The sequence below is a fragment of the Nonomuraea sp. NPDC001636 genome, assembly GCF_040298265.1.
Classification (GTDB): domain Bacteria; phylum Actinomycetota; class Actinomycetes; order Streptosporangiales; family Streptosporangiaceae; genus Nonomuraea.
Genome location: NZ_JBEOZT010000001.1, coordinates 272,570 through 295,420, shown reverse-complemented (window position 1 = coordinate 295,420; position 22,851 = coordinate 272,570). Strand labels below are relative to the sequence as shown.

Genomic DNA, 22,851 nt, shown 5'->3' with positions numbered 1-22,851 from the left:
TCGCCTCCTGACGGCCTGCCCGGCCGCCAGGAGGCCGGGCGGTCAGGACTGCTTGCCGAGCCCCTGGAAGCGGCTGTCGATGAAGTCGCCCCAGGTGGCGTTCAGCGACATCAGCTCGCCGTCCACCATCTTCCACTGGCGGGCCTTGTGCTGCGGGTAGGCGAAGAGCACCGACGACAGGCGCTCGTAGCCGGCGGGCATCGGCTTGGTGTGCACCCGGTGCGTGGACGGCCGGAACCGCCCGTCGGAGGCGCTGGTGAGCATCCGGCCGATGTTGCACAGCACGACGTCGGTCCCGGCGATCACCGGCTCGACCCAGGTGCCGTCGTGCAGCACGTACTGCAGGCCCTGGTCGGACGGGGGAAGCTGGAGGCCGAGCATCTGGATGCCGGAGTGCTCGTGGGCCAGCACCTCGCGGTCGCCGACGTCCCGGTAGTGGATCACCCGCAGGTTCGTCGCGTCGTGCGAGAGGTCCAGCTCGGGCGTGCCGGGCGGCATCATGCCCCGGACGACCTCGCCGAAGAGCGAGATCAGCCGGAAGGCGATGTCGAACACCTCCGCGGCGCGGGCGCCGAACGCCGGGAAGGCCCGCAGCACGTCACCCGCCCCGGGCGGCTGGTCGCCGATCATGGCGCCGCTGACGTGGATGAACTCCTTCGGGTCGGGCACGCCGTTGGCCAGGCGCGGGATCTCCGAGTTGTACGGGAAGAACCCGTGCGTGCCGCCGACGGCGAGCTGCGGGACGACGTCGTAGGCGTAGTCGGACAGGCTCGGCCCGGTCGCCCGGCAGGCCGCGGCGAACTCGTTCATCATGGCCTCGACGCGCTCGCCGATGCCGGGCACCTCGGCGGCCATGAAGCCCCATCCGGTCAGCTGCGACCTGATGGCGTCGGTGGCGGCGGCCATGTCGGCCTCGATGTCGTGCAGCCTGACGACGGGGGCGCGGCCGCTGAGTTCCATGAGAGGGACGTCCATTGTCACTCCGTTTCTCGATGACCGTTCGGGGATGGTTCGTCGTACGTGCTACGTGCCGGTGCTGCTCAGGTGGCGCGGGGTGCGGGCGGCGGGGTCGAGGCCGAGCCGCTGGGCGACCAGGGCGACCTCGGTGCGGTTGGAGCAGTTGAACTTGACGAGCAGGTTCGAGATGTGGCGCTTGACGCCGTGGATGGAGATGCCCATCGAGCGGGCGATCTGGTGGTTGCTCATGCCGCGCAGCAGCAGCGCCAGCACCATGTGCTCGCGCTCGGTCAGGCGGCCGAGCAGGTCGGGCCCGCCCCTGGACGGGACGGGCGCGTCGCCGCGCAGCAGCCGATCGAAGGTGCCCGACAAGCCGGCGACATTGATCTCGTCCCACAGCAGGCGACCGGCCAGCCCGTACCGCTGGGCGACGCAGGGGGCGAGCTCCTCCCCCTGACGCACCATGGCCAGGATCTGCGGGCGGGCCCGGCGGGGGCGCCCGCCGAGCACGTCCGGCAGGACGGCGAGCGGGATCACCGCCACGTCGAAGTCCTCGCCGGCCAGCAGCAGCCGGGCCTCCGCGCAGCTGCGCACGACCGCGACCCCGGCCACGTTCGACACCTTCATCAGCAGCGGCGGGAGCCCGTAGAAGGAGACCTCGTCCTCGGCGAGCCAGAAGACGGACAGCCTGGTGCACCTCGCCCGGAGGCTGGAAGGGGAGGCCGGGATGGGATGGCCGGCCTCCAGCGTGATGGCACTCATCGCATGATCCTCTCTGCGTCGGCGAACGGCGGTCGGTCGGTACGCGGCGGCGGCTCACTCAGTCGCGGCGTCTCACCAGGTGGAAGGAGAAGTCGGTGCCCCTGTGGTAGTCCTGCGAATACAGCACCGGCCGTCCGGCGCTGTCGTGGTGGGTCTGGAGGAGCAGCAGCCAGGCGCCGCCGTCCTCGTGGGTGCCGATGCGCTCGGCCTGGGCGTGGCTGAGGGTCACCGCCCGGACCTGGGCGACGGCGTAGGCGATGGTGTGGCCGTGCTCGGTGAGGAGCTGGAACAGCGAGCCGGTCCAGTCCACCTCGTCCATGGGGCGGCCGATGAGCGAGCGCGGGAACAGGTCGATCGAGTACAGCAGGGCGTCGTCCCGGTGCCGGCGCAGGCGTTCCAGCCGGACGATGGCCTCGCCGGGCGGCAGTTGCAGCAGCTCGCGCTGGTGGCGGTCCGGCTCGGTGGCCACGACGTCGAGGACGGTGTTGTCGGCGGTGAACCCGCGGCTGGCCAGCATCTCGGTGACGCCTTCCAGGCGGGTCAGCGGCCGGTCCAGGCTGGGCTGCGAGGTGAGGTAGCGGCCGTCGCCGTGCCTGGCCTGGATGAGCCCTTCCTGCTCCAGGAGCTTGAACGCCTCCCTGATGCTGGTGCGCCCGACGTCGAACAGGGTCATGAGCTCGTTCTCGGACGGCAGCCTGTCACCGGGGCGCAGCCCCTGCTCGACGATCAGGGCGTGCAGCCGGTCACGGATCTGGATGGCCAGGGTGGGATGACGTCGTGTCACGCGGGTCTCTCCTGCACGGACGGACCGCGGAGCGGGGCGATGCCGAGCTCGGCGGCCGATGGGTAGCTGGGGGCACAGAACCGGCGCGTGACCGAGACGGTCGCCACCTGGCAGGCGAGCCGGACGCCGCGCACCAGGCCCGCGCCGGCGCAGAGGGCGGCCGCCAGGGCGCCGGTGAAGGCGTCACCCGCGCCGGTGGTGTCCACAACGCGCACGCTGGGGACGTCGATCAGCATAGTGCCGCCGTCGTCGGCGATCTCGGCGCCGTGCTCGCCGCGGGTGACGACGACGGTGCGTCCCCTGGTCCTGCCGCGCAGCTCGTCCAGGTCGCCGCGGGTCTCGCCGGCCAGCGCGGCCAGCTCGCCCTCGTTGAGCACCAGCACGTCGGCGCGGGCCAGCAGCTCCTTCCCGGTCCCCTCCAGGAACGGTCCCGCCGGGCTCGGATTGAGCAGGACGCGCACGCCCGGCGGGGCCGCCGTCGCGGCGGCGTACGAGATCTCCAGCGGGATCTCCCCCTGCAGCACGAGCACGGACCCGTCGGGCAGCCCGGCGGCGACGGCGGCCGCCTGGGCGGGCGGCAGCAGGCCGGCGGCCCCCGGCCAGGTCATCACCAGCTGCCCGCCGGCCGCGTCGACGTAGACGAAGCTGCGCCCGGTCGCGACGCCGACGGCCGTGGTGCACTCGCCGACCTCGATGCCCTCGGCGCGCAGCTCGGCCAGCGCCACCGGCCGGGCGGCGTCGTCGCCGAGGCAGCCGACGAACCGGGCGGCGGCGCCCAGCCGGGCCGCGGCGACCGCCACGTTCGCGGCCTTGCCGCCGTGCGCGGTGGCGTAGTCGGCGGCGTTGACGCTCTCGCCCGGCTCCGGCAGGTGGTCGCCGAACATGTAGAGGTCGACGATGTAGGCCCCGACGGCGGCGACGGTCACGAGCCCAGTCCCAGGGCGCAGGGCGCGATGCTGTCGGCGTCGACGGTCACCCGCACGTCGGGGTGGTCGTGCGCGAAGGTCACCGGGAGCAGCACGTCCGGCTCGGTGGTGAGCAGCAGCACCCGGACGATGTACCGCTTCCAGGCGCCGCCGTCGGTGATCAGGTGCAGCCGGCGGGCGGAGAGGATCTCCGACATGCCGACGGTGATCGCCATCCGCGGGATGGCCTGCGTGTAGCCGCCGGTCACCCGGTGGGAGTGGGCCACGATCGTGTCGTCGAGCAGCGGGACGACGCGCGTGGTCGAGGCGGCGAACTCCGCGGCGGTGTACTGGTGCCAGCGTGTGGACGGCGGCTCGTTGAAGGCCAGGTGCCCCCGGTAGCCGAAGCCCGCGTAGCAGGTGTCGGCCCCGCCCTCGCCGCGCAGGCGCGCGCCGAACGCGTCCGGGTCGAACACGTGGGGGAAGACGACGTTGCCGGGGTGGGGCCGCAGGTCGGGGTCGAGGAGCTGGTAGAGGTTGCGGTCGCAGTAGCCGCGGAAGCTGAAGGGGTGCGAGGGGTCCACCGGCCGGCCCTGCCAGTCGAGGAACTCGTCCATGTGGAAGGCGAACACGTCGGCCCAGCTGATGCGCTCCTCGTTGCAGATGCGCGCCAGGATCGGGTACTGCGCCTTCGGGCCCACGGGCAGGATCCAGCGGGTGGGCTCGCCGCGCATGTTGCGGGCGCGCAACTCGTCGGCCATCTCCCGGGCCAGCCGGTAGTAGAGCTCGGTGGTGTCGGGGTAGACGGTCAGCGGGTGGCGGGCGATGGCCGCCAGTTCCTCGGCCGGCATGGACAACATCTCGTCGGTCAGCTCGGCGGACGTGCGGGGATAGGGGTAGTCGAGGTGCCTCGCGCTCGCGGTGGTCACGTCACTCCTCCTCACAAGCTGCGGGTTGCAGGAATCGGGACAGGACGTTCCGGGTGATTCGCCTGATGTCACCGTCACAGCAGGCGAGGCTGGTCACCCAGTTGACGGATCCGGCGGCGAACACCGCGCCGCCGGATCCGAGCAGTCGCAGGGTCATGTCGGCGCGTACGGCCTGCGCGCCCGAACCGGCCTCCTCGGTGGGGGGCCGGTAGTGGTGGCCGTGGCCGCCCGCGGAGGTCGCGAGCACCAGGGTGTCCGGCGGGGTGCCGAGCTCGGGCGCGGCCCGGTCGATCTCGTCCCCCGCCGCGCCGCCGAGCGCGAGGCCGCAGCAGCCCACCGGGTCCGTCCCGACGCCCTCGAACACCCAGGACGCCTCCTCCCGGTGGCTGTCGGGCAGGCGGGTGTAGCCGGGGGCGGGCCCCCAGCCCTGGGCGGCGAAGCCGACGCCGAGCAGCTCCTGCGGCGCCAGGCCGCGGTGCCGCCAGAGGCCGCCGGGCTCGCCGGTGGAGGTCAGCACGTCCTCGCCGGGCTCGTCGTCCCACCAGTCGCCGACGTGGCCGCGGCGGACCTCGATGGCGTGCGGGTGCCTTGGGTCGACGCCGGTCACCCAGTAGAACCCGTTGCCGCCCAGGTACATGAGCCGGCCGCCGCCGGACACGTACGCGCAGAAGGCCGCGCGTTCGGGGGCGGTGACGTACTCGGGGTGGCTGCCGGTCAGCACGACGCGGTAGGCGGACAGCAGGTCGGCGCCGCCTTCGTGCACGTCCTCGTCGGCCAGCACGTCGAAGGCGAAGCCCGCCGAGCGCAGCCAGCGCAGCAGCAGCAGGTCGGCGGCGAAGTGGCGCGGCGCGCCGGTCATCCACCAGCGGTAGCCGGGGGTGAGGTTGAGCACCGGGCGGCGTCTGGAGGAGTGGGTGACGTGGCCGCCCTCGCGCCGCTGGTCGTACAGGGACAGGCCGAGCTCGCGGTGCTCGTTGAGGTAGGCGTCCACCGGGGAGAGCGTGATCACGCGGTCGGTGACCTGCCGGTAGTCGCCGAAGTACTCGGCCTCGCTGGACTGCCGGTGGTTGGCGTAGGCGAGGTAGGTGAAGGTGGGCAGGACGACCGCGACCGGGCTCCTGCGCGCCTCGTCCGGGCGCACCACCACCGGCAGCACGCACGACTGCCCCCGGGTCCGCAGGCGGACGCCGAGCACGGTCGAGCCGGCGTCCTGCGGGACGGTCAGCTCGCACGTCACCGGCCAGCGGGCGTCGTCGAGGTCCTCCGGGCTGACCTGGAGCGCGGTGCGGGCGTCGCCGCCCGGCCCGAGGAGCCCGGCCAGCGGCCGGTTGACGGCGCTCGCGTGGCGCCCGTTGCCGCTGACGTCCGGGACGACGGGCGCGCCGGGGCCGGCGGACGGGTCCCACAGGGCCAGCAGCTCGGGGCCGAGGTGTTTGACCAGCTCCGGACCGGTGGTCAGGTCGGTCAGCGGAACGCGGCCTGGCATGGCGAGCGGGCCTTCGGTCAGCATGGGCAGGGCGATCCGGCCCGCGTACGGATGCTCGTCGCCCGCCCCGATCAGCAGCTCGCCCGACGGGGACGGCAGCGGCAGGCGGGCCCGCCCGGCGCTCACGCCCGTGCCGCGGAAGTCGTTCAGATGCAGCACGGTCATCAGCGGCGCCGCCTCCCACGCCACGGCCAGCAGCGACCACTCCCCCGCCGGGACGGCCGAGCGCAGCCGGCAGCCCATGCTCCCCGACGGCGTCAGCACGGTCGCCTCGGGCCGGCCCTCCTCGTCGAGCGCGAGCAGCAGCCGCCAACCGGCGGCGCCCAGCCGGGCCACGACCTGGCGCGGCCCGAGCCGCTTCGGCCGGATCCAGAGGGCGAGGCCGCCCCTGGCGGGCGTCGGCACCGAGGCCGCCTCCAGCCGGGAGCCGGGCCGCAGGGGCCGCGGCGCGATCGTCACCGGCACGGCCGGGGTCAGGTCGCCCTCCCGGACGAGGTCCACCAGGGTGACGTCGGCGTCCCCGTCCGGGCCGGAGGCGTGCACGGCCAGCGGCTCCCCGGGCGCCGCGGACCAGCGGTCGGCGTACCCCATCAGGCGGGGTTCCCGGTCGACGGCCATCACGCGTCTCCTCGCCGGTAGGGGATGCCGACGTAGGCCGGCATGCGGAGCCGTTGGGCGACCGTGACCAGCACCAGCAGCGTGGTGAGGTACGGCGTGGCGTACACGAGCTGGGTGGGGACCGAGTCGGTGCCCTGGAAGACCGCGAAGGCGGCGGCGCCGAGCAGCGCCAGCGTCGCGGCCGGGCGCAGCCGCGTGCGGACGAGCGCGACCGCCGCGACCCAGGCCAGCACGGCCCCGAGCAGCAGCAGCACGTGCACCGCGCTCGCCTGGCGCAGTTGCAGCGCGTCGGCGTAGCCGAACAGCAGCGCCCCCGCCGCCGTGCCGGACGGCCGCCAGTTGCCGAAGATCATGGCGGCCAGCCCGATGAAGCCCCGGCCGCCGGTCTGGCCCTCGCGGTAGACGGTCGAGGAGACGGTGACCAGGTAGGCCCCGCCGAGCCCGGCCAGCCCGCCGGAGACCAGCACGCCGTAGTACCGCATCCGCAGCACCGGGACCCCGAGCGAGTCCGCCGCCGCCGGATGCTCGCCCGCCGACCGCAGCCGCAGCCCGAACGCGGTCCGCCAGAGCAGCACGAAGCTGACCGGGACCAGCGCGACGGCGACCACGGTGAGCAGCGAGACCTCGTGCAGGAAGCCCCGCACGATCCCGGCGAGGTCGGACACCAGGAAGAACCGGCCGCGCTCCAGCGCGCCGAGCAGGTCGGCCGTGCCCCCGCCGCCCGCGAGCACGGGCACGCTGACCGTGCCGATCGACCCGCTCACCGGCGGCGACTGGGTGGCCCCCGCCCCCGGCAGGCCGCTGAAGGCGATGACCGACATGAACCGGGCCACGCCCACCGCCAGGATGTTGATCGCGATGCCGCACACCACCTGGTCGACCCCGAAGGTGACGGTGACGACCGCGTGCAGCAGCCCCGCCGCGACCCCGCCGAGCGTGCCGGCCAGCACCCCGGCCCAGACGCCGAACCCGTACCCGGCCCAGGCCCCGCAGACCGTGCCGATGATCATCATGCCCTCGATGCCGAGGTTGGCGACGCCCGCGCGCTCGCTCCACAGGCCGCTCAGCCCGGCGAGCCCGATCGGCACCGCCAGCCGCAGCGCCGCCCCCACGACACCCGACCCGGTGAGCTCGTCGGCGCCGGTGAACACCCTGACCACCGACATCGCCAGCAGCAGGACGAGCGCGGCCCGCCACCACCGGTACCGTCCCGCGCTCATGCGGTCGGCTCCAGCGCCGGGGACGCCTGCTCCCGTACGAGCCGCTCGGCCCGCCGGCGTTCCATCCGCCGCGCCACCTCGTAGGCCACCACGACGCTGAGCACGATGACGCCCTGCATGATCGTGACGATCTCCTTGGGGATGCCCTCGATGTCGAGGATCAGCGCCGACCGTTCCAGGAACCCGAAGAGCAGGGCGGCCAGCGCGATGCCCGCGGGCGTGTTGCGGCCGAGCAGGGCCACGGCGATCCCGGTGAAGCCCGCGCCGGAGGGGAAGTCCATGCCGTACCGGTAGGTCTGGCCCAGCAGGTCGGGCAGCCCGGCCAGGCCCGCCAGGCCGCCGGACAGCAGCATCGTGACGAGGATCATCCGGCGCGGGTCGATGCCCTGGACCCGCGCCGCCACCGGGTTCAGGCCGCCGGCCCGCAGCTCGTAGCCGTAGCGGGTGCGGGTGAGCAGCACGTGCACCGCCACCCCCAGCACGACCGCGCCCAGCGTGGCCGAGCCGAGCTGGTCGCCCGACGGCAGCGTGAGCTGCGGCAGCCGGGCCGACGGCGGCAGCTCCCGCGTCGAGCCCGACGTGCTGCCGGCGGCGAACACCTCGGCCAGCAGGTAGGCGACGACGGCGGTGGCGACGTAGTTCAGCAGCAGCGTGGACAGCACCTCGGAGACCCCGCGCCACACCTTGAGCACCGCGGCGATCCCCGCCCACAGGGCTCCGGCCAGCACGGCGACCAGGCAGACGAACGCCAGGTGCAGCGGGCCCGGCAGCCGCACGGCCGCCCCGGCGACCGCCGCGAACAGCGCGGCCACGTGGTATTGGCCCTCGACCCCGATGTTGAACAGCTTCATCCGGAAGGTGACGGCCACGGCGAGGGCGGCGAAGAAGTAGCCGGCCGCCCGGTTCACCGCGGAGACGAGCGAGTCCGGCCGGACCCCGAACTCCAGCATCGTCAGGTACGTCCGCCCCGGCGCGGCCCCCACCGCGGCCAGCAGCGCGGTGGCGACCGTGAGCGCGATCAGCAGCGCGAGCGCCGGGACGGCGAGCACGCCCAGCGCTTCCCGGCCCGCCGCCCGCGCCCGGCTCACCGGCTCTCCGCCGGCCTGGCGGGCACCTTGATCTCGCCCGAGACGATCCGCTCGCGCAGCTGCTCCAGCCGCGGCTGGATGTCGGCCAGCTCGCCGCCGCTGGTGGCGTAGCCGACCCCGCCCTCCTTGAGCCCGAACTCGCGCACCCCGGCGATCGGCCGCCCCGCCACCGCGTCCTTGACGATGCTCAGCACCGCGACGTCGAGCTGCTTGGTGGCGCTGGTCAGGATCACCCCGGCGAGCCCGGGATCGACCGTCTTGCGCTGGTCCACGTCGACGCCGATCGCCCACTTGCCGGCCGCCTTGGCCGCCTGGAAGACGCCGAGCCCGGACGCCCCGGCGGCGTGGTAGACGACGTCGGCACCGCCGTCGTACATGCCGCGGGCCGCCTCCTGGGCCTTGTCGGGGGCGGAGAAGCCGCTGAAGTCGGGCGGCTGGGACATGAACACGCTGGAGAGCTGGATGCCGGGTTTCACCGCGCGGGCGCCGGCGGCGTACCCGGCGAGGAACTTCTCCTGCGGCGGCGTCTGCACCCCGCCGACGAAGCCGATCTTCCCGGTGGCGGACTTGAGCGCGGCCGCCGCGCCGACCAGGTAGCTGGCCTGCTCCTCGCGGAACACCACGTTGGTGACGTTGGGCAGCTTCACGGTGGCGTCGTCGATGATGACGAACTGGGTGCGGGGGAAGGCGGGGGCGACCTTGGCCAGCGGCTGGGCGTAGAAGAAGCCGACCGCCAGCACCGGGTTGTGGCCGGTCTGGGCCAGCAGCCGCAGGATCTCCTCCAGGTCGGACCCGGCGGCGTTGGGGCTGAGCTCCTTGGCCGCGACGCCCAGCTCGGCCTTCGCGCGGTCGACGCCGGCCCCCACCGAGTCGTTGAAGGATCTGTCGCCGCGCCCGCCGCGGCTGAAGGCCACGCCGACCGAGGTGGCGCCCTTCTTCCCGCCGGCGGGGCTGACGGCGGTGCAGGCGGCCAGCGAGCACAGCGCCGCGAGGAGTGCGAGGACGCGGACGAGCACAGGGGCAACGGCTAATCGGGGCACTGGGGCACCTCTCAGACGGGACGCCCGCGCCCGGCGCGGGCCCTGGCGGCCTGCCTCCGCAGGCCGATCCTGGCCGGTGCGTTCCCGGCTCCAGCGACCATCATGAATAGTCGTCAGACAAGCGTCAATACTTCTCTGAGAAATCGGCCGTGGCGTGCCGTTCGAGCCACGCGGCCACCCCGTCGTCGTCGTTGGAGGCGGTCACCTCGCCCACCGCGCCGAGCACGGCGGGATGGGCGTTGGCCACCGCCACCGCGGTTCCGGCCCAGGTCAGCATGGGGAGGTCGTTCGGCATGTCGCCGAAGGCGATCACGTCGGCGCTGCCCAGGCCGAGCCGGGACGCCATCGACTCCAGGGCCGCGGCCTTGGTCACGCCGGACCGCATGACCTCGCAGAACACGTCGGCCGAGATGGTCACCTCGCAGCCGGTCAGCAGCCCGCGCACGGTCTCGTAGTACTGGCGGGCGGCGCCTTCGAGCTGGACCATGAGCTTGCCGACGTCGTGCCGGTCGATCTCGTGCTCCAGGCGGGGCACCCGGCGCGCGTCGCGGGCCAGCGGCTCGGGCAGGTGGAAGGCGTCCTCCAGGAGCAGTTCGAGGCGGCACTCGGCGCCCAGGCGCACGCCGGGGAACCGGTCGCGCAGCAGCGCCAGCGTCGCGGCGAGCGGCTGCCGGTCCAGCGGGCGGTAGTCGACCACCTCCTCGCCGCCGAAGTCGTAGGTGATCGAGCCGTTCCCGCAGACGGCGACGGCCGCGTGGTCCAGGGCCGCGGCCACCGGACGGGTGTCGCGGACCGGCCGCGCGGTCGCGATGACGAACACGTGCCCGGCGGCGCGGGCCCGGCGCACGGCGGTCCTGGTGCGCTCGGAGACCTGGCCGCGGGAGTCCAGGAGCGTCCCGTCGAGGTCGCACACGATCATCCGGCGGCTCACGGCGTGACGTCCTTCCCGACGCGCGACTCGATGACGTCGAGCGCCCCGGCGGCCAGGATGCCGCCGATGGTCTCGGCCAGGCCGCGCCGGGCCGCCAGCCCCTGCACGACCACCAGGCTCTCCGTCAGCCCGGTGCCGGCCCGCCAGGACCGCACCGGCATCGACCCGGCCACCCGCGGCAGGTCGCGCGTGGTGGTGCGCACGGTCAGCAGCACGTGGGCCGCTCCCCCGTCGACCGAGGCCAGCAGCCGCGCGACCCGCTGGATCGTGGCGCGCCTGCGGGCGTCCCGCCAGGCGGCGGGGCTCGCGACGACCTGGGGGCAGCAGGTGCGCAGCGTGGCGACGACCCGCAGGTCGTGCTCGTCCAGGGCGGAGCCGGGGCCGTCGGTGTCGACGACGGCGTCGGCCAGCTCGGGGACCTTGGCCTCCGTGGCGCCGGACGACGGGACGATCCGTACCGGCAGCGGCACGCTCTGGAAGAACTGCCGGGAGATCTTCGGGAACCCGGTCGCGACCCGGGCCCCGGCGGGCAGCCCGGCGGCGTCCACTGCGGGATGCCCGGCGGGGACGGCGAGCACCAGCCGCCAGGGCGGCACGCACCCGCTCGCCTCGACCAGCTCGACCTTCGCGCCGGTCTCCTCGATCCAGTCGGTGCCGGTCACGCCGAAGTCGAAGACGCCTCGCTCCACGGCGAGCGGGATCTCGCGCGGCTTGAGGAAGGCCACCTCGACGCCGCCGTCGTAGGCGATGCTCGCCCGGTAGCTGCGCTCGGACGGCCGGCGCACCTCCAGCCCGGCCGCGGCGAACAGGTCGAGGACGGGACGCTCCAGGAACGTGCCCTTGGGCAGCGCGAGCGAGACCATGCAGTCCTCCTCGGAACAGGGGGACCGGCCCCCGGCGACTCGGCGTGCGGCGCGCACCGGCAAGCGTCGCCGTCCGGCCGGGCGACGGCAAGTGAACCATGGTGGTGGCCGAAGGTTGACTTCGATTCCTGACCAGTGTTCGCGATGATGGAAAAGGGGGGTTCACGGGAGAGGAAACGACGAGTGTCCACATGCCTGACCCTCCTGCCCGCCGTCGACGTGCGCGGCGGACGGGCCGTCCGCCTGCTGCGCGGCGAGTCCGGATCCGAGACCTGGTACGGCGACCCGCTCGACGCGGCGCTGGGCTGGCAGGACGCGGGCGCCGGCTGGGTGCACCTGGTGGACCTGGACGCCGCCTTCGGCACCGGCTCGAACCGGGCGCGGATCGCCGAGGTCGTCGGCGCCCTGGACATCCCGGTCGAGCTGTGCGGCGGCGTGCGCGACGACGCGAGCCTGGCGGCGGCGCTGGCCACCGGCTGCGGCCGGGTGGTGCTGGGCACCGGCGCGCTGGAGCGTCCGGCGTGGGTGGCGCAGGTCATCGCCCGGCACGGCGACCGGGTGGCCGTCGAGCTGGACGTCTGGGGCACCACCGTGCGCAGCCACGGCTGGACCCGCGACGCCGGCGAGCTGTACGAGACCCTGGCCCGCCTCGACGCGGCCGGCTGCGCCCGGTACGTCGTCACCGACATCGCCAGGGACGGCACCCTCGGCGGCCCCAACCTGAAGCTGCTGCGCGACGTCTGCGCCGCCACCGAGCGGCCCGTCGTGGCCTCCGGCGGCGTCTCCAGCCTGGACGACCTGCGCGCCGTCTCCTCCCTGACCTCGCTGGGCGTCGAGGGCGTGGTCGTGGGCAAGGCGCTGTACGCCGGCCGGTTCACCCTGCGCCAGGCCCTGGACGCGGTACGCAAGCCGGAGCCCTAGACCGGCCGCATGGCCAGCGCGCGCAGGGCCAGCTCGACCATGCCCGAGCCGGGCGACTCGGCGGCCAGGCGGCGCAGGGCGTCGCCGTCCAGCCAGCGGGCCTCGTCGAACTTGTCCTGCTCGATCGCGGGCCGGGTCAGGTCGCCCTCGACCGTGGCCAGCACGTCGATCTCGCGGCGCAGGCCGCCGTCGCCGCCGGTCCAGTCGAAGACGTCCACCAGGGCGCCCACCCGCAGCAGCCGCCAGCCGGTCTCCTCCTCGATCTCCCTGGCCAGCGCCGCGCACAACGTCTCGCCGCGCTCGACGTGCCCGCCGACGATGTCCCAGCAGCCGGGGAAGAGCCGCACGTGGGCCGCCCGCCGTTGCAGGAACACCTCGCCGAGCGGGTTGAACAGCACGGCGCCGACCACGCAGCGCACGCCCGTGGCGGACGCCTCCCGCTGGATCGGCTCGAACTCCGCCGGATGGGGGGCGCAGGTCATGCGGTCTCCTGGTGCGCGTAGTAGGTGGCGTAGAGCGCGGCGAACGGGCCGTCGCGGCGCAGCAGCTCGTCGAACCGGCCCTGCTCGGCGATCTCGCCGCCGTGCAGCACGAGGACGCGGTCGGCGCGCCGGATGGTGGACAGCCGGTGGGCGATCACCACGACCGTGCGGCCCGCGCACAGGCGGGCCAGCGCGTCCTGGATGCCGCGCTCGGTCAGCGGGTCGACGCTGGCGGTCGGCTCGTCCAGCAGCAGGATGTCCGGCTCGCGGACGAACATCCTGGCCAGGGCGATGAGCTGCCGCTGCCCGACCGACACGCCCTGACCGCCGGCGGCCAGGCGGTCGTCCAGGGACATCGGCATGCTGCGGTCCCACACGCGGTGGCCGATCCGCTCGACGGCCCGCACGACGTCGTCGCGGCCGGCGCCGGGGCGGCCGTAGGCGATGTTCTCGGCGAGCGTGCCGGCGAAGATGAACGGGTGCTGCGGGACGACGCCCACCCGCCGCCGGTAGGCCCGCAGGTCGAGGGCGCGGATGTCGCGGCCGTCGACCAGCAGCTCGCCGCCCTGGAAGTCGTAGGCGCGGGCGATCAGCTTGGCCAGCGTGGACTTGCCGCCGCCGGTGTGCCCGACGACCGCCACCGTCTCGCGGGCGGCGAGGCGCACGTCGAAGTCGCGGAACACGGCGGCGCCCGAGCCGTACCGGAAGTGCAGGCCGCGCGCCTCGATCGCGCCGGTCAGCCCGGTCACCGGCTCGTTGCCGCTCTGGACGACGGCGTGGTCGCTGTCGATCAGCGCGAACACCCGCTCGGCGGCGGCCAGCCCCTGCTGGAACAGGCTCCAGAACGAGGCGGCCTGGGTGACCGGCTGCCAGAGCATGCCGAGCGCCTGGAGGGCGAAGTACCACTCGCCCGCCGAGAGCCTGCCGATCGCCGCGAAGCGCCCGCCCTGGTACAGCACGACCGCCGTGGCCAGCCCCGCCAGCAGCGTCAGGACCGGCAGGATGACCGCGTAGATGAGGCCCTGCCGGACGTAGACCCGGTACGACAGCCGGTTGACGCCGTCGAAGTCGTCGTGGACGGCCCGCTCGCGGCCGAAGCTCTTGGCGACCGCGATGCCGAGCATGGTCTCGTGCACGTTGGCGTTGACCTTGGCCATCACCCGCCGGGTGGCGGCCGCCGCCGTGCGGGCCACCCGGCGGAAGGCCAGGGCGGTGCCCAGCAGGAACGGCAGCGCCGCCAGGATGACCAGGCCGAGGCCGGGGTCGATCCAGAACACCACGCCGCCGAGCAGCACCACCAGGAACAGCTGGCTGATCAGGTTCAGGGTGAGGGTGAGCACCGAGCCGAAGCCCTCGGTGTCGCCGGTGACCCGGCTGAGCACCTTGCCGACCGAGTTCTCGTCGTAGAAGGCGACGTCCTTGGCGAGCGCGGCGTCGGCGGCCTCGCACTGCAGCTGGTAGACCATGCCGCCCACCAGCCGCGCGGTGATCGCCTGGCGGGCCCAGTTCATCGCCCAGGCCAGCACCGCCGCCGCGACCACGAACAGGCACAGCAGCAGGCCGGGGCCGCTGCCGCCGCCGGCCTGGTCGATCAGGCGGGAGACGACGATCGGCACGGAGGCGGTCAGCAGCACCGAGCCCGCGACGAGCAGGGCCGAGCCGATCATGCCGGCGCGGTGGGCGCGCAGCTGCCGCAGGATGCGGGCCAGCAGGCGGCGGTTGCCGTACACGCGGTCGTAGGCGTCGGCGTGCAGGCCCGCGAACAGGTCGCTCACGGGCGCCGCCGATCCTGGGCGTCAGCCACTGTAGATCTCCCGGTAGAGCGCGCAGCGCGCCATCAGTTCGTCGTGCGAGCCCTGGTCGACGACCCGGCCGCCGTCCAGCAGCAGGATGAGGTCGGCGCGGCGGATCTGGCCGGGGCGGTGCGAGACCAGCACCGTCGTGCGGCCCGCCGTCGCGCGTTCGATCGCCTCGGTGATGGCCGATTCGGTACGGGCGTCCACGGCGCTGGTCGCGTCGTCGAGGGTGAGGATGCGCGGCTCGGTCAGCAGGGCCCTGGCGATGGCCAGCCGCTGCCGCTGCCCGCCGGACAGCGTCGTGCCGCCCTCGTTGAGCACGGTGGCGTAGCCGTCGGCCATCCCCTGGACGAACTCGTCCGCGCACGCCTGCTTGGCGACGCGCAGGACGTCCTCGTACCCGGCGGCGTGCGGGGCGCCGAAGGCGATGTTGTCCAGCACGCTCTTGGAGAACAGGAAGATCTCCTGGTCCACGTGGCCGATCTGGCGGCGCAGCGCGCCGGGCTCCCACTCGCGAACGTCCCGGCCGTCGATCAGCACCCGGCCCTCGGTGGCGTCGTACATGCGGTTGACCAGTTTGATCAGCATGCTCTTGCCGCTGCCGGTGGGGCCGACGACGGCGAGGGTGCGGCCGGCGGGGAGGTGGAAGGAGACCTCGCGCAGGATGTCGCGGCCCTCGTGGCGCAGCGACACCCGGTCGAAGGTGATCGCGCCCTCGACGGCGGCCGTGCCGCCGCGGGTGTCCTCGCGCTCGCCGGGGGCGCCGTCGATGATCTGCCGCATGCGCGCGGCGGCCGCGAAGCCCTCCTGGATGACCGGCACGGCCTGCTCGGACATGGTGACGGGCTGCGCGAACAGCAGCAGCCAGCCGAGGTAGGTCACCACCTGGGACAGCGCCAGCTCGCCCTGCGAGTAGAGGTAGAGGGAGTGCAGGGAGCCGGTCACCATGGCGAGGGCGAAGCTCAGCGCGGGCAGGTAGACCGCCTGCGCCCGGCCGCGCCGGACGAAGGCGTCCCGGTAGGCGGCGGCGGCCGATCTCAGGGCGTGCCGCTCGAAGTCCTCCTGCGTGGCGGCCTTGACCGTGGCGATGCCCGACAGCGTGGTGGAGAAGCGTTCGTTGAGGTCGGCGAAGGTCTCGCGGGTGCGCATGACCAGCGGGTAGAGCCGGCGCAGGTGGTAGCGCAGCGCGTAGGCGAACACCAGGACCAGCACGCCGGGGGCCAGCAGCAGCCGCGGGTCCAGCGAGGCGATGAACAGGATCGGCACCAGCAGGGCCAGCACGCCGTTGGCGGCGGTGGCGGCCCCTGGGCTGAGCATGTAGTCGACGAGCCTGGCGTCGTTGATGGCGCGGGCCAGGATGTCGCCGATGCGCTGCTGGTCGTGGAAGGCCATGCGCTTGGTCAGCAGGCTGCGGTACAGCTCGTCGCGCACGTCCCGCTTGACGCGCTGGGCGACGACCTCCATCGAGCCGTTCGACAGCAGGTCGGCGACGAACCGGCCGGCCGCCAGCAGCGCGGCCGCCAGCGCCGCCACCCCGACCGCGCCGAGGTCGTGGCGGGGGCCGGTGGCCTCGGCGAACGCCGCGCCGATCTGCACGGGGACGAGCGTGGAGCACAGGCTCGCCGCCGCGGCGGCCACGGTGAACAGCAGCAGCGACGGCCTGTGCCGGCGCAGGTGACCGGCGATCCACCGGCCCACCCCGCGCGTCGCGGCCGGCTCCCGTGCGGCGGCCGGATCCCGGGCGGCGGCCGGATCAGGTGACCCGGCCGGATCAGGTGACCCGGCCGGATCCCGCGACGCGACCGGCCGCCCGCCCGCGGCCGGTCGCGCCCGCTCGGTCATTCCTCCCCCTCCTCGTCGGCGGCCCGGCCTAGGCCGAGGCCCGGACGGACCCGGTCAGCAGGCCGAGGCCGTTCGTCGCGGCGGTGTTGAGCTCGGCCATCACCCGGTCGCACAGGGCGGAGGCGGCCAGCGCGTCGGAGACCGACGGCACGCCCTTGACCGGAGGACGGCCGCCCGTCTGGGGCTCGGCCGACCGCTGCGCGCAGGCGTCCACGAACGCCTGGAGCTCCGGCCCGAAGCCGCTGCGCCCCCACCCGTGGTCCAGGTTGCGGGTGGCGTGCAGCTCCTGGCCGTACGGCACGCCGTCGGACAGTTCGAGCGTCACCCGTTCCAGCGACGGCGCGCTGTACCGGCTGCCGTCCATGCCCTGGACGGTGACGCCCACCATGAACCGCTTGACGTGGTTGCCCATGCGCAGCGTGGACAGCGAGCCGTCGTGGTGCCGCAGGAACAGGTTGATCTGGAACCGGTCGGCGTCACTGGCGATGGCGTGCGCGTCCACCTGGACGACCGGCGACGGCACGAACCAGCGGGCCAGGTCGAGGGCGTGCACCCCGTTGTGCCGGATCCACGCCTCCAGGGTGGTGTCCACCCCCCACTGCGGCGCGGACGGGTGGCGGCTGTAGAAGTCGATGGTCACCGAGCACGGCGTGGCCCGGATCTCCTCGCTCAGCTCGTGCAGCCGCTGCAGGGTCTCGGCGTAGCGGAAGTTGAAGCCGACCTGGACGTGCCGCCCGCTGCGCCGCACCACGTGCTCCAGGTCCTGGAGCGCGGGCGTGGACGGCCCGGCCGGCTTCTCGACGAAGCAGTCCACCCCGCGCTCGGCGAGCTGCCGGACCAGCAGGTAGGACGGCTCCGGCGGGACCGCCAGCACGGCGGCGTCCACCATCTCCAGGTCGAGCTCGTCCACCGAGGAGACGCAGGTCGCGCCGCCGGCCAGCGACTGCACGTCGGCGGCCAGCGACAGGTCGGGGTCGACGCAGGCCACGACCTGGTGGCCGCGGATGCGTTGCAGGAACGGGAACAGGTTCTGCTGCATCTGGCGGCCGCAGCCGACCAGGGCGAGGCGCAGGAGGTCAGCCACGGCCGGCCCCCGCGGGCGCGCTCCACGCCTCGAACGCCTGCCGCACCCGGTCGCGCAGGTCACCCCAGTCGATGTCGCGGTGGGCCAGGCACACGAAGGACGGGTGCCCTTCGAGCAGAAGGATGCCGACCCCGGCCAGCTCGGCCAGCAGCGCCTCGCGCCGCTCCTTGTCGCCCAGCAGCCCCACGTCGTGGTAGACGAGCTCGAACATGCCGCCGCCGAGCACCGGACGGGCGCCCACCAGGGCCTCGACCCCGGCGTCCGCGGCGGCCGCGGTGAAGGCGGCGGCCACCTGCGTGCCGATCCGGCCGAGCTCGGTCCAGCCGTCCGGCGAGTCGCCGACGGGCTTCTCCAGGATGTCGCGGGTGGCCAGCGCCGCGTAGACGGCGATCATCTCCTTGGAGAACGTGCCGCTCAGCCGGGCCTTCTCGGCCAGCGCGAGCAGGTCGGCGTCGCCGGCCAGGATGCTCAGCGGGGCGCCGTTGGCCAGCGCCTTGCCGATCACGATCAGGTCGGAGCCGAGGGTGTTGTCGTGGTCGTAGCCGAGGGGCGAGATCCGGCCGCCGGTCTTGGTCTCGTCGAAGACGGTGAGCAGGCCGGCCTCGCGGCACATGGCGACGGCCTGGCGCAGCACGTCGGCCGTGGTGAAGGAGGCCAGGTAGGCGTCGAAGACGAAGCAGCCCAGCCGGCCGCGGTGCCGTTCCAGCAGCTCGGCGAGGGATTCCAGGCGCAGGTCCACCCAGTTGGCCACCGGCTCGGACTCGCCGACGCCGCGCATGCCGTCGGTGTAGCGCAGCTTCTCCCGCAGCGGGGAGTGCAGCGGCTCGTGCCACTTGAGCGAGTCGGCGATCTGGGAGTCGTGCCAGCCGACGTAGCCGCTGCGGATGATGCCGAGCCGGCCGGTGCGCATCGCGGCCAGCCGGAAGGCGGCGGTGACCGCCTCGGAGGCGGTCTTGAAGAACGCGCCGCGGTCGCCGGGCCGCTCGCCGAGCAGCCGGTCGAGGTATTCCTGGTGGAACGTGGTGTAGCCCGGCAGCATGACTCCGTTGCCGAGATAACCACAGAGAATTTCGTTGAACTGGGCGTCCGCGTGACCGATTATCACTGGGCCATAACCCATGACGAAATCGATGTACGGTACGCCGTTCGCGTCGGACACCTCGCCCCGCCGCCCCCGCGAGAACAAGAGCTGCTGCCCCGCGGACCTGAACTTACGCGTGATCTTCGAGTGAGCTATGCGCTCATATTCCGACAACGATCCTCCCCCCATTGGGATTCTAATTAGGCTCGGAATTTCAATTTCTGAAGACAGTACCGTCCGGCCGCCGGGACCCGTCAAGTACTCTTTCTTCCAGTGCTCCGGGCTAGGGCGGACGACATATCAAGACCGCGAGAGCCGCGTCAAGTGCTCCTTTTTCCAGGGTCACGCCGCCTTGACAGCGAGGTGCCCGCAATATCAAGTTGTGTGGGCCATTGTCGGCGGATGGAGGCGACGTGGATAACGGATCAGATCCGGGAACTCCGGCCGGCCGGGGCGAGCCGGATATCGTCGGGCGCAGTAAGCGCCTGTGGCTGCTGCCCGAGGGGCGGTGCCTGGTGCAGATAATCCCCAGCCTGCGCAGTTTCACGTACCACCGCGATGAAATCGTCGAGCGCACCGGGCCGCTCCGGCTCGATTTCTACGAAAGGGCGGCGGCCCGGCTGGCCGACGCCGGCGTGCCGTGCGCGTTCCGGGAACGGGTCTCGGCCGACTCGTACGTGGCCGACTACTGCCCGGCGCCGCCGTTCGAGGTGATTGTCAAGAACCGGGCCACGGGATCGACCACCCGCAAGTACCCCGGCCTGTTCGAGGACGGCGCCCCGCTGCCGCGCCCGGTCGTGAAGTTCGACTACCGGACCGACCCCGAGGACCAGCCGATCGGCGAGGACTACCTGCGGGCGCTCGGCCTGCCGGTGGAGGAGATGCGCGAGCTGTCCCTCGCCGTCAACGACGTGCTGCGGTCCTGGCTGCGCCCGCTGGAGGTGTGGGACTTCTGCCTCATCTTCGGCCGGACGGCCGACGGCGGGCTGACCGTCATCTCCGAGATCTCCCAGGACTGCATGCGCCTGCGCCACCAGGACGGCTCCCCGCTGGACAAGGACCTGTTCCGGGACGGCGTGGCGGGCGAGGAGATCGTGAACCAGTGGAGCCGCGTCCTCGATGTCATCACATGAGACCCCGGCCGCGCTGGTCACCGGCAGCAACCGGGGCAGCGGGCGGGCCATCGCCGAGGAGCTGCGCGAGCGCGGCTACCGCGTCTTCTCCCTGAACCGCTCGCTCGCGGGCGAGGACTGGCTCGGCGAGCACAGGTGCGACCTGGCGGACCCGGCGCAGATCGCGGAGGCGACCGCCCAGGTGCTCGGCGCGGCCGGCCGGCTCGACGTCTGCGTGTCCAACGCGGTGGACCGGGTGCTCGACCCGATCGCCGACCTGCGCGCCGAGGACTGGGAGCGGCTGGTCGCGATCAATTTGAGCGCCTGCTTCCACCTGCTCAAAGCCGTCCTGCCGGCGTTGCGGGCCGCCGGCGGGATGTTCGTCGCCATGGGCAGCCACGCCGGGACGCGGTACTTCGAGGGCGGGGCCGCCTACAGCGCCACCAAGGCCGGGCTGAAGGCGCTGGTCGAGACGCTGCTGCTGGAGGAGCGGCGCAACGGGGTGCGCGCCTGCCTGGTCTCGCCGGGCGCCATCGCCAACCTCGACGGCGACGGCTCGCCGCACAAGATGAGCACCCGGTCGGTGGCCCGCTGCGTGGCCACCATCGTCGACTCCTGGCCGGACGACCTCGTGGTGGGCGAGATCGAGGTGCGGCCGTCCTCCCTGCCCGAGCCGCCCGTCGTCGGCATCGACCGGCTGCTGCACGTGTGACCCCGCGCCCCGCCGTCCCCGCCGCGCCCGTCAGGAGGAATCATGATCTCGCTCGCCCTGCCGAAGGGCTCGCTGGAGCGGCGGGCCCTGGAGCTGTTCGCGACCGCGGGCCTGCCCGTACGGCGGCGCTCGGACCGCTCCTACCGCGGCACGGTGGACCACTCCGGCGTGTCGCACGTGGCCTTCTACAAGCCGCGCGAGATCCCCCTGGTCGTCGGCGACGGCACCTTCGACCTCGGGCTGACCGGCGCCGACTGGGTGGAGGAGACCGGGGCCGAGGTCGAGGTGGTGGAGTCGTTCGACTACTCCAGGAACACCGAGCGGCCGTGGCGGCTGGTGCTCGCGGTGCCGTCCGGCCACCCCGCCCGCAGCGCCGCCGACCTCGACGACGGGGTCAGGGTGGCCACCGAGTACCCGAACATCGGCCGCCGCTTCTTCCGCGAGGCGGGACGGCGGGCCGAGGTGGTCGTCTCCTACGGCGCGACCGAGGCCAAGATCCCCGAGCTGGCCGACGCCATGATGGACGTCGTGGAGACCGGCCACTCGCTGCGCCAGAACGACCTGCGCGTCATCGAGACCGTCCGGACCTGCGGCGCGCAGCTCGTCGCCAACCCGGCCGCCTACGCCGACCCGGCCAGGCGCGGCGTGATCAGGAACGTCGCCCTGCTGCTGCGCGCCGCCTGGGTGGGCCCGGCCCACGTGCTGCTGACCGTGCGCGCCCCCGCCGACCGGCTGGCCGAGGTGGTGCCCGCGATGCCGGGCCGGTCGTGGCGCGCGGGCGCCGACCTCGCGGACGGGACCATGGTCGTGCTCCAGGGCGTCCTGCCCAGGCGGGAGGTGCCCGAGACGATCGACGCGCTGCTGTCGGCCGGGGCCGTCAACGTCACCGAGTCGGGCATCGGCATCTTCGCCACGGGGGAAGCGGGTTGATCGGCGCCGCCGGCATGGCGAAGATCGGACGTGGGAACCCTGGCCCGCGGAGCGCAGTGCGAAGGAGACTCATGGACCCCCGGTCGGCGGCAAAGATCACGGAGGCGTCCCCGCGGCGCTCCCCCTGGCTGACGATCCTGCTCGTCTACGTCGGCGGGGTCGTCGGCGCGATGAGCCTCGGCAAGTTCTCCTCGGTCGGGCCCGCGATGGCGGCCCAGCTCGGGCTGTCGCTGCCGGAGCTGGGCTGGGTGATCTCGGCGGTGGTCGGCGTGGGGGCGGTGGTCGGCCTGCCGGCGGGCTATCTCGTCCGCCGCTTCGGCACCGGGCGGTCGCTGGTCACCGGGCTGGTCCTGATCGCGGCGGCGGGCGCGGCGAGCATGGCGGCGAACGACTTCGGCTGGCTGCTCGTGGCCCGCGGCGTCGAGGGCGTCGGCTACGTCCTGGTCACCATCTCCTGCCCGGCGCTGATCCTGCGTCTGGCCCACGAGCGCGACCGGGGCACCGCCCTGTCGGTCTGGGCGACGTTCGTCCCGGTCGGGCTGGGGGCCAGCACGCTGGCCGGCGGCGCGGCCGGCGACGCGCTGGGGTGGCGCGGCTGGACCGGCCTGATCGCCGGGCTGACGCTGCTGGTCGCCGCGGTGACCTGGGCGCGGCTGCCGCGCGGCGGCGCGGCGCAGGCGGCCGGGCCGGTGCCCAGGGCGCGGGCGCTGACCTGGCCGGGCGTGCTGGCCGCGGCCTTCTGCCTGACCGCGCTGGTGACCATCCCGGTGATCGTGCTGCTGCCCACGCTGCTCATCGAGCAGTACGGCCGCTCGGCCGCCGCCGCGGGCGCGCTCACCTCGGTGATCTCGCTGCTCGGCGTGGCCGGCGGGCTGGCGGTGGGCGTGCTGCTGCGCAGGGGCGTACGGGTGGGCGTGCTGGCCCTGTCCGGCTTCCTCGTCGTGCCGGCCGCCTGGATCCTGTACGCCGGCGGCTCCGCCGGGGGCGCGCTGACCGGCGCCGGCGTCATCTCCATGGAGAACGGCTTCCTCGGCGCCCTGGTCTTCGCCGCGCTCCCCCTCATCCTGGAGCGCCTCGACCACGCCGACGTCGGCAACGGCGTCATCGCCCAGGCCGGCAGCCTCGGCTCCCTGCTCGGTCCCCCGCTGTTCGGCCTGGTGGCCGGCGAGCTCGGCTATCGGGCCCTGATCCCCGTCATCGCCGTCGGCATCGTCGCCGCCGTCGGCGCCCTGCTGCTGATCGGCCGGCGGGCGGCCCGGCCGCTCCCGTCCGCCGACTGAACCGGCGAGGGGCCGGGAGCCCATCGCG

The 22,851-nt window shown here is 73.7% G+C and carries 21 protein-coding genes; 5 read left to right on the top strand and 16 right to left on the bottom strand.

Annotated elements, in window-relative coordinates; translation table 11 throughout:
* Nucleotides 1-42: 42 nt before the first annotated feature.
* From ABT158_RS01325 to hisG (ABT158_RS01275), 11 genes are all read right to left on the bottom strand, one after another.
* On the bottom strand, nucleotides 43-975 hold the full coding sequence (locus ABT158_RS01325; protein ID WP_352349644.1) for a 2OG-Fe(II) oxygenase family protein: 933 nt from the start codon (nucleotides 973-975) through the stop codon (nucleotides 43-45).
* A gap of 48 nt (nucleotides 976-1,023) precedes the next feature.
* A complete protein-coding gene (locus tag ABT158_RS01320) occupies nucleotides 1,024-1,719 on the bottom strand; it encodes a helix-turn-helix transcriptional regulator (protein ID WP_352349642.1) in 696 nt (231 codons plus the stop codon).
* A 58-nt stretch (nucleotides 1,720-1,777) separates the two neighbouring features.
* Nucleotides 1,778-2,503 carry a GntR family transcriptional regulator gene (locus ABT158_RS01315; RefSeq protein ID WP_352323225.1) on the bottom strand — a complete coding sequence of 242 codons (726 nt, stop codon included), beginning with the start codon at nucleotides 2,501-2,503 and terminating at the stop codon, nucleotides 1,778-1,780.
* Nucleotides 2,500-3,429, bottom strand: a complete 930-nt coding sequence (locus ABT158_RS01310; protein WP_352349640.1) for a PfkB family carbohydrate kinase — start codon at nucleotides 3,427-3,429, stop codon at nucleotides 2,500-2,502. The genes ABT158_RS01315 and ABT158_RS01310 overlap by 4 nt, the downstream gene beginning before the upstream one ends.
* A complete protein-coding gene (locus ABT158_RS01305) occupies nucleotides 3,426-4,337 on the bottom strand; it encodes a 6-phosphogluconolactonase (RefSeq protein WP_352349638.1) in 912 nt (303 codons plus the stop codon). Before ABT158_RS01305 ends, ABT158_RS01310 begins: the two co-directional genes overlap by 4 nt.
* Before the next feature lies 1 nt (nucleotide 4,338).
* Entirely contained in the window at nucleotides 4,339-6,441 is a 2,103-nt protein-coding gene (locus tag ABT158_RS01300) for a N,N-dimethylformamidase beta subunit family domain-containing protein (protein ID WP_352349636.1), read from the bottom strand.
* The gene (locus ABT158_RS01295; RefSeq protein WP_352349634.1) at nucleotides 6,441-7,661 is read right to left on the bottom strand and encodes an ABC transporter permease; all 1,221 of its coding nucleotides are present in this window, start codon (nucleotides 7,659-7,661) and stop codon (nucleotides 6,441-6,443) included. Before ABT158_RS01295 ends, ABT158_RS01300 begins: the two co-directional genes overlap by 1 nt.
* On the bottom strand, nucleotides 7,658-8,749 hold the full coding sequence (locus ABT158_RS01290) for an ABC transporter permease (RefSeq protein WP_352349632.1): 1,092 nt from the start codon (nucleotides 8,747-8,749) through the stop codon (nucleotides 7,658-7,660). The genes ABT158_RS01295 and ABT158_RS01290 overlap by 4 nt, the downstream gene beginning before the upstream one ends.
* Nucleotides 8,746-9,765 (bottom strand): BMP family lipoprotein, encoded by a 1,020-nt coding sequence (locus tag ABT158_RS01285; protein ID WP_352349630.1) that lies wholly within the window; start codon nucleotides 9,763-9,765, stop codon nucleotides 8,746-8,748. Before ABT158_RS01285 ends, ABT158_RS01290 begins: the two co-directional genes overlap by 4 nt.
* Before the next feature lie 148 nt (nucleotides 9,766-9,913).
* Nucleotides 9,914-10,720: an HAD family hydrolase gene (locus ABT158_RS01280; protein ID WP_352349628.1), complete on the bottom strand. Its 807-nt coding sequence runs from the start codon at nucleotides 10,718-10,720 to the stop codon at nucleotides 9,914-9,916.
* A complete protein-coding gene (hisG, locus tag ABT158_RS01275; protein WP_352349626.1) occupies nucleotides 10,717-11,583 on the bottom strand; it encodes an ATP phosphoribosyltransferase in 867 nt (288 codons plus the stop codon). Before hisG (ABT158_RS01275) ends, ABT158_RS01280 begins: the two co-directional genes overlap by 4 nt.
* A gap of 183 nt (nucleotides 11,584-11,766) precedes the next feature.
* Here hisG (ABT158_RS01275) and priA point away from each other — a divergent pair, with 183 nt between their 5' ends.
* Nucleotides 11,767-12,504, top strand: a complete 738-nt coding sequence (gene priA, locus ABT158_RS01270; protein WP_352349624.1) for a bifunctional 1-(5-phosphoribosyl)-5-((5-phosphoribosylamino)methylideneamino)imidazole-4-carboxamide isomerase/phosphoribosylanthranilate isomerase PriA — start codon at nucleotides 11,767-11,769, stop codon at nucleotides 12,502-12,504.
* Here priA and ABT158_RS01265 read toward each other — a convergent pair.
* From ABT158_RS01265 to ABT158_RS01245, 5 genes are read right to left on the bottom strand one after another with little or no spacing between them, the layout of a single operon-like run.
* Nucleotides 12,501-12,986 (bottom strand): NUDIX domain-containing protein, encoded by a 486-nt coding sequence (locus tag ABT158_RS01265; RefSeq protein ID WP_352349622.1) that lies wholly within the window; start codon nucleotides 12,984-12,986, stop codon nucleotides 12,501-12,503. The two genes, priA and ABT158_RS01265, sit on opposite strands and share 4 nt — an antisense overlap.
* Nucleotides 12,983-14,761, bottom strand: a complete 1,779-nt coding sequence (locus ABT158_RS01260) for an ABC transporter ATP-binding protein (protein ID WP_352349620.1) — start codon at nucleotides 14,759-14,761, stop codon at nucleotides 12,983-12,985. The genes ABT158_RS01265 and ABT158_RS01260 overlap by 4 nt, the downstream gene beginning before the upstream one ends.
* 21 nt (nucleotides 14,762-14,782) lie before the next feature.
* On the bottom strand, nucleotides 14,783-16,624 hold the full coding sequence (locus ABT158_RS01255; RefSeq protein ID WP_352349618.1) for an ABC transporter ATP-binding protein: 1,842 nt from the start codon (nucleotides 16,622-16,624) through the stop codon (nucleotides 14,783-14,785).
* A gap of 28 nt (nucleotides 16,625-16,652) precedes the next feature.
* Nucleotides 16,653-17,708 carry a Gfo/Idh/MocA family protein gene (locus tag ABT158_RS01250; RefSeq protein WP_352349616.1) on the bottom strand — a complete coding sequence of 352 codons (1,056 nt, stop codon included), beginning with the start codon at nucleotides 17,706-17,708 and terminating at the stop codon, nucleotides 16,653-16,655.
* Entirely contained in the window at nucleotides 17,701-18,978 is a 1,278-nt protein-coding gene (locus ABT158_RS01245) for an aminotransferase class III-fold pyridoxal phosphate-dependent enzyme (RefSeq protein WP_352349614.1), read from the bottom strand. Before ABT158_RS01245 ends, ABT158_RS01250 begins: the two co-directional genes overlap by 8 nt.
* A 224-nt stretch (nucleotides 18,979-19,202) precedes the next feature.
* On the opposite strand from ABT158_RS01245, the gene ABT158_RS01240 reads away from it, so the two are divergent.
* The 4 genes from ABT158_RS01240 to ABT158_RS01225 all read left to right on the top strand — a co-directional run bounded on the left by ABT158_RS01240 (nucleotide 19,203) and on the right by ABT158_RS01225 (nucleotide 22,823).
* A complete protein-coding gene (locus ABT158_RS01240) occupies nucleotides 19,203-19,922 on the top strand; it encodes a phosphoribosylaminoimidazolesuccinocarboxamide synthase (RefSeq protein WP_352349612.1) in 720 nt (239 codons plus the stop codon).
* Nucleotides 19,909-20,613 (top strand): SDR family oxidoreductase, encoded by a 705-nt coding sequence (locus tag ABT158_RS01235; protein WP_352349610.1) that lies wholly within the window; start codon nucleotides 19,909-19,911, stop codon nucleotides 20,611-20,613. Before ABT158_RS01240 ends, ABT158_RS01235 begins: the two co-directional genes overlap by 14 nt.
* Before the next feature lie 42 nt (nucleotides 20,614-20,655).
* On the top strand, nucleotides 20,656-21,543 hold the full coding sequence (hisG, locus tag ABT158_RS01230) for an ATP phosphoribosyltransferase (protein ID WP_352349608.1): 888 nt from the start codon (nucleotides 20,656-20,658) through the stop codon (nucleotides 21,541-21,543).
* Between the two features lie 71 nt (nucleotides 21,544-21,614).
* Nucleotides 21,615-22,823, top strand: coding sequence for an MFS transporter (locus tag ABT158_RS01225; protein ID WP_352349606.1), 1,209 nt, complete (start codon nucleotides 21,615-21,617; stop codon nucleotides 22,821-22,823).
* The last annotated feature ends 28 nt before the right edge of the window (nucleotides 22,824-22,851 follow it).

Coding starts and splice junctions, on each gene's coding strand:
- ABT158_RS01235 (WP_352349610.1), top strand. CDS start 19,909: ATGTCATCACATGAGACCCCGGCCGCGCTGGTCACCGGCAGCAACCGG.
- ABT158_RS01320 (WP_352349642.1), bottom strand. CDS start 1,719: ATGAGTGCCATCACGCTGGAGGCCGGCCATCCCATCCCGGCCTCCCCT.
- ABT158_RS01265 (WP_352349622.1), bottom strand. CDS start 12,986: ATGACCTGCGCCCCCCATCCGGCGGAGTTCGAGCCGATCCAGCGGGAG.
- ABT158_RS01295 (WP_352349634.1), bottom strand. CDS start 7,661: ATGAGCGCGGGACGGTACCGGTGGTGGCGGGCCGCGCTCGTCCTGCTG.
- ABT158_RS01225 (WP_352349606.1), top strand. CDS start 21,615: ATGGACCCCCGGTCGGCGGCAAAGATCACGGAGGCGTCCCCGCGGCGC.
- hisG (WP_352349626.1), bottom strand. CDS start 11,583: ATGGTCTCGCTCGCGCTGCCCAAGGGCACGTTCCTGGAGCGTCCCGTC.
- ABT158_RS01245 (WP_352349614.1), bottom strand. CDS start 18,978: ATGGGGGGAGGATCGTTGTCGGAATATGAGCGCATAGCTCACTCGAAG.
- ABT158_RS01255 (WP_352349618.1), bottom strand. CDS start 16,624: ATGACCGAGCGGGCGCGACCGGCCGCGGGCGGGCGGCCGGTCGCGTCG.
- ABT158_RS01300 (WP_352349636.1), bottom strand. CDS start 6,441: ATGGCCGTCGACCGGGAACCCCGCCTGATGGGGTACGCCGACCGCTGG.
- ABT158_RS01325 (WP_352349644.1), bottom strand. CDS start 975: ATGGACGTCCCTCTCATGGAACTCAGCGGCCGCGCCCCCGTCGTCAGG.
- hisG (WP_352349608.1), top strand. CDS start 20,656: ATGATCTCGCTCGCCCTGCCGAAGGGCTCGCTGGAGCGGCGGGCCCTG.